Consider the following 5,957-nt stretch of genomic DNA (forward strand, 5'->3'; position numbering starts at 1 on the left):
CCCCGGCCGGGGGGCCCTGCCGGGGCCTCACGCCTTGCGAGTGCGGGCCGTCGCCTTCTTGGCGGTGGCCGTCTTCTTCGCGGGGGCCGCGACCTTGGCGGCGGTCTTCTTCGCGGGAGCCACGACCTTGGCGGCGGTCTTCTTCGCGGGAGCCTTCGTCGCCGCCTTCTTCGTCCCGCGCGCTGCGGGGATCGTCGCGGCGTCGCTGATCCGGTCGGCGCCGAGGATCTCGCGGAGGAACTTGCCGGTGTGGCTCGCCGGGACCGAGGCGACCTCCTCCGGCGTGCCCTCGGCGATCACCAGACCGCCGCCGCTGCCGCCTTCCGGGCCCATGTCGATGACCCAGTCCGCGGTCTTGATGACATCGAGGTTGTGCTCGATGACGATCACCGAGTTGCCCTTGTCGACCAGGTTGGACAGGACCTTGATCAGCTTCGAGATGTCCTCGAAGTGGAGACCGGTGGTCGGCTCGTCCAGGACGTAGACCGTGCGGCCCGTCGAGCGCTTCTGGAGCTCGGAGGCGAGCTTCACGCGCTGCGCCTCGCCGCCGGAGAGCGTCGGCGCGGACTGGCCGAGGCGGACGTAACCGAGGCCGACCTCGTTGAGCGTGCGCAGGTGCCGGGCGATGGTCGGAACGGCCTCGAAGAAGTCGAGGGCCTCCTCGATCGGCATGTTCAGGACTTCGGCGATGGACTTGCCCTTGTAGTGGACCTCCAGGGTCTCCCGGTTGTACCGGTCGCCGTGGCAGACCTCGCACGGGACGTACACGTCCGGGAGGAAGTTCATCTCGATCTTGATCGTGCCGTCGCCGGAGCAGTTCTCGCAGCGGCCGCCCTTGACGTTGAAGGAGAAGCGGCCGGGCAGGTAGCCCCGTACCTTGGCCTCCATCGTCTCGGCGAAGAGCTTGCGGACGTGGTCGAAGACGCCGGTGTACGTCGCCGGGTTCGACCGCGGGGTGCGGCCGATCGGGGACTGGTCGACGTGCACGACCTTGTCGACGAGCTCGTCGCCGTCCACGCGCGTGTGCCGTCCGGGCACCGACTTGGCGCCGTTCAGCTCGCGCGCCAGGTGGGTGTAGAGGATGTCGTTGACCAGGGTCGACTTGCCGGAGCCGGAGACTCCGGTGACGGCGGTGAGGACGCCCAGCGGGAAGGAGACGTCGATGTCCCGCAGGTTGTTCTCGCGGGCCCCGTGCACGGTGAGCCGGCGTCCGGGGTCCACCGGGCGGCGGATGTCCGGGGTGGCGATCGACCGGCGGCCGGACAGGTACTGCCCGGTCATCGACTCCTCGTTGGCGAGGAGCTCCTTCAGGGAGCCGGAGTGGACGACCTTGCCGCCGTGCTCGCCGGCGCCGGGGCCGATGTCGACGACCCAGTCGGCGACCTTGATGGTGTCCTCGTCGTGCTCGACGACGATGAGCGTGTTGCCCATGTCCCGGAGCCGGACCAGGGTCTCGATGAGCCGGTGGTTGTCGCGCTGGTGGAGGCCGATGGACGGCTCGTCGAGCACGTAGAGCACGCCGACGAGGCCGGAGCCGATCTGGGTGGCGAGCCGGATGCGCTGGGCCTCGCCACCGGAGAGCGTGCCCGCCGCCCGGTTGAGCGAGAGGTAGTCGAGGCCGACGTCGACGAGGAAGCGCAGCCGCTCGTTGACCTCCTTGAGGACCCGCTCGGCGATCTTCTTGTCGCGGGCGTTGAGCGTGAGGCGGGAGAGGAACTCGGCGCAGTCGCTGATCGACATCGCGGAGACCTCGGCGATGGACTTCTCCATGACCGTGACCGCGAGGACGATCGGCTTGAGGCGGGTGCCCTCGCAGGTGGGGCAGGGCACCTCGCGCATGTAGCCCTCGAAGCGCTCGCGGCTGGAGTCGCTCTCGGCCTCGCTGTGCCGCCGCTTGACGAAGGAGACGGCGCCCTCGAAGGCCGGGGTGGTGTACGCCCGCTCGCGGCCGTACCGGTTGCGGTAGCGGACCTCGACCTGGGTCTTGTGGCCGTACATCAGGGCCTTCTTGGCGCGCTGCGGAAGACCCGCGTACGGGATGTCCGTGCGGAAGCCGAGGGCCTGGGAGAGGCCGCCGATGAGCCGGCCGAAGTACTCCTTGGTGTGGCCGTGCGACCAGGGGTGGATGGCGCCCTCGTCGAGGGACCTCTCCTCGTCGGGGACGACCAGCTCCGGGTCGACCTCCATGCGGGTGCCGATGCCGGTGCAGTCGGGGCAGGCGCCGAAGGGCGAGTTGAAGGAGAAGGAGCGCGGCTCCAGCTCCTCGAAGGACAGGTCGTCGTACGGGCAGTAGAGGTGCTCCGAGTACATCTTCTCGCGCTCGGGGTCGTCCTCGGCGAGGTCGACGAAGTCGAGCACGACCATGCCGCCGGAGAGTCCGAGCGCGGTCTCGACGGAGTCGGTGAGCCGGCGCTTGGCGCTGTCCTTCACGGTGAGGCGGTCGACGACCACCTCGATCGTGTGCTTCTCCTGCTTCTTCAGCGTCGGCGGCTCGCTGAGCTGGATGGTCTGCCCGTCGACGCGGGCGCGGCTGTAGCCCTTGGTCTGGAGGTCGGCGAAGAGGTCGACGAACTCGCCCTTCCGCTCGCGCACGAGCGGGGAGAGCACCTGGAAGCGGCTGCCCTCGGGGAGCTCCAGGACCTTGTCGACGATGGCCTGCGGCGACTGGCGGGAGATGGGACGGCGGCACTCGGGACAGTGCGGCTTGCCGATGCGGGCGAAGAGCAGACGGAGGTAGTCGTAGACCTCCGTGATGGTGCCGACCGTCGAGCGCGGGTTGCGCGAGGTCGACTTCTGGTCGATGGAGACCGCGGGCGAGAGACCTTCGATGAAGTCGACGTCCGGCTTGTCCATCTGGCCGAGGAACTGCCGGGCGTACGAGGAGAGCGACTCGACGTACCGGCGCTGCCCCTCGGCGAAGATCGTGTCGAACGCGAGGGAGGACTTGCCCGACCCCGAGAGCCCGGTGAAGACGATGAGGGAGTCACGCGGGAGGTCGAGCGAGACGTTCTTGAGGTTGTGCTCGCGAGCGCCACGGACGATGAGACGGTCGGCCACGCCGGTCCGCACCTTTCTTGAGAGAGCGGATATGCCTGGGATGTGCCTGACACACCCAACAACCAAGGATGCCGGATGCTTCCATCGAGCCTATAGCACGCACATTCGATTTCCGGCCGCCCTGAGACCGCTTCACCCGAATGAGTGGCGGCGCGGGGAGGCGCCGGGCCGGTCGGGCCGGATCGGATCTGGCCCCACCGGCCCGGCACCCCCTAGGGTCGGCGCCATGATCGACCACGAACTCGACCTTGTCTCCGTGCGCGAGGCGACCGACCGTCTCCTCGCCGCCGCCGCCTCCTGGGACAACGCGGCGACGGCCGAGCCGTCACGGCTCCCGGGCTGGACCCGCGGCCACGTCCTCGCCCACGTGGCCCGTAACGCCGACGCCCTCGTGAACGTCCTCCAGGGCCGTCCCATGTACGCCGACGCCTCGACCCGGGACGCCGACATCGAGCGGGACGCCGGACGGCCGCTGGACGTCCAGCTCGCCGACGTGCGCGAGAGCGCCGACCGCTTCCAGGCCGCGGGCGCCGAGCCCGCCGACTGGAGCCGCACCGTCGAGCTCCGCAACGGGGTCACCGACAGCGCCTCCCGGGTCCCCTTCCGCCGCTGGGTGGAGGTGGCCCTGCACCACGTCGACCTGGGCGTCGGCTACGAGCTGGAGGACCTGCCGGAGGAGTTCGTCCAGCGGGAGATCGACTTCCTCGCGGAGCGGTTCACGGGCAACGCGGGCGTGCCGCCGACCCGGGTCCTGGCCACGGACGGCCCGGGCAGCTGGACCACCGGCTCCGCGGAGGGCTCCGAGGTGACCGTGAGCGGCCCCGCCCCCGAGCTCCTCGGCTGGCTCGCCGGCCGCCGCGACGGCTCCGCCCTGAAGACCGAGGGCGGCCCGCTGCCGGAGCTCCCCCCGCTGTAGCGGCCGCTGTCACCCTCCGGGGCTAGTCTGAGGCCATGACGTACAGCGGAGTGGTGAAGGTCGGCGGCCCGGCGGACGTGCACGAGTTGACGGACCTGATGATCTCGAAGGTCGCGGTCGGCCCGATGGACAACAACGCGTATCTGCTGCGCTGCCGGGCGACCGGCGAGCAGCTGCTGATCGACGCGGCCAACGAGGCCGGGACGCTCCTCACGCTGATCGGTGACGACGGCATCGCCGCCGTCGTCACCACCCATCGGCACGGCGACCACTGGCAGGCCCTGGAGGAGGTCGTCGCGGCGACCGGCGCCCGGACCTACGCGGGCGCGTACGACGTGGAAGGCATCCCGGTCCCGACCGACGTGCCCGTGGAGGACGGCGACACGATCCGGGTGGGCCGGGTCGAGCTGACCGCGCGCCGCCTGGTCGGGCACACCCCGGGCTCGATCGCCCTGGTCTACGACGACCCGCACGGCCACCCCCACGTCTTCACCGGCGACTGCCTCTTCCCGGGCGGCGTGGGCAACACCTGGAAGGACCCGGAGGCCTTCGCGAGCCTGATCCACGACGTGGAGACCAAGCTCTTCGCGGTCCTGCCCGACGAGTCCTGGATCTACCCCGGCCACGGCCGGGACACCACGCTCGGTGACGAGCGCCCCCACCTCGCGGAGTGGCACGAGCGCGGCTGGTGACCCGCCAGGCGCGCGGCTCACCAGCTGCGCACCTCCGTACGCCCCCGTAACCCGGGCGGCGGCGGGGTAGTTGGCGCGACATGCGCCAAAGTCACCCTCCGTCGCCGTCCCGGCCACCCTCGACCCCCTCGATGGGGCGGCTCGCCGCCGCCTCGCTCGTCGGCACCGCCATCGAGTTCTTCGACTTCTTCGTCTACGGGACGGCCGCAGCCCTCGTCCTGGGGCCGCTCTTCTTCCCCACCTTCTCGCCGCTGGCCGGGACCCTGGCCGCCTTCGGCACCTTCGCCGCCGGCTTCCTCGCCCGCCCTCTCGGCTCGGTCCTCTTCGGGCACGTCGGCGACCGGTACGGCCGGCGGCCGGTCCTCTTCGCCTCGCTGCTCCTGACCGGCTGCGCCACGGTCGCGGTCGGCTGCGTCCCGACGTACGCGACACTCGGCATCGCCGCCCCGGTGCTGCTGCTCACCCTCCGCTTCCTGCAGGGGCTCGGCCTGGGCGGCGAGTGGGGCGGGGCGGTCCTGCTCACCGCCGAGCACGCCCCCGAGCACCGGCGTGCGCTGTGGGCGAGCTTCCCGCAGGTCGGCCCGTCGATCGGTTTCCTCCTGGCGAACGGGGTGGTGCTGGCGCTCACCGCCGGGCTGAGCGACGCGGAGTTCCGCTCCTGGGGCTGGCGGGTGCCGTTCTGGGCGGCGGGGCTGCTCGCGCTCGTCGGGCTGCTGCTGCGTTCCTCGCTGGCGGAGACACCGCAGTTCGAGGAGCTGTCCGCCTCCGGGCGGCGCGCGGGCGCCCCGCTGGCGGAGGTCCTCCGCGACCACTGGCGGCTCGTCCTGCTGACGGCGGGGGCGCTCGCGGTCGGGTACGCCGTCTTCTACACGGTCTCCACCTGGGCACTGGCCTACGGCACCGAGCGGCTCGGGGTGAGCAGCACCGTGATGCTGACCTGCGTGATGGCGGCGGTGGCGGTCATGGGCGCGGTCACCCCGTTCGTGGCGCTCCTCGGTGACCGCTGGGGCCGGCGCCCGCTCTGTCTGGCGGGATGCGCGGCCTCCGCGCTCTGGACGTTCCCGATGACGGCCCTGCTGCACACCGGACGGCCGCTGCTGATGTTCCTCGGGTTCCTGGGCTCGCTGCTGGCGTTCATCACGATGTTCGCGGTGATCGCCGCGTACCTCCCGGAGCTGTACGAGCCCCGCGTCCGCTGCACCGGCGCCGCCGTCGGCTACAACCTGGCGGGCGTCCTGGGCGGTGCGCTGACGCCGATCGTCGCCACCACCCTCTCGGACGGCGGCTCGGGC

4 protein-coding genes are annotated in these 5,957 nt (G+C 71.3%); 3 read left to right on the forward strand and 1 reads right to left on the reverse strand.

Annotated elements, in window-relative coordinates:
- Positions 1–27: 27 nt before the first annotated feature.
- Entirely contained in the window at positions 28–3,057 is a 3,030-nt protein-coding gene (gene uvrA / locus CCN56_RS33840; RefSeq protein WP_086831656.1) for an excinuclease ABC subunit UvrA, read from the reverse strand.
- Between the two features lie 226 nt (positions 3,058–3,283).
- Here uvrA and CCN56_RS33845 point away from each other — a divergent pair, with 226 nt between their 5' ends.
- The 3 genes from CCN56_RS33845 to CCN56_RS33855 form a co-directional block, all read left to right on the forward strand.
- Positions 3,284–3,973, forward strand: a complete 690-nt coding sequence (locus CCN56_RS33845) for a maleylpyruvate isomerase family mycothiol-dependent enzyme (protein WP_086831657.1) — start codon at positions 3,284–3,286, stop codon at positions 3,971–3,973.
- Between the two features lie 35 nt (positions 3,974–4,008).
- Positions 4,009–4,665: an MBL fold metallo-hydrolase gene (locus CCN56_RS33850; protein WP_041128669.1), complete on the forward strand. Its 657-nt coding sequence runs from the start codon at positions 4,009–4,011 to the stop codon at positions 4,663–4,665.
- Positions 4,666–4,796: 131 nt separating this feature from the next.
- On the forward strand, positions 4,797–5,957 hold a 1,161-nt coding region (locus CCN56_RS33855), incomplete at its 3' end, for an MFS transporter (protein ID WP_086831658.1).

The organism is Streptomyces sp. NRRL B-24572 (assembly GCF_002156145.1).
In the GTDB taxonomy this organism is placed as follows: domain Bacteria; phylum Actinomycetota; class Actinomycetes; order Streptomycetales; family Streptomycetaceae; genus Streptomyces; species Streptomyces vietnamensis.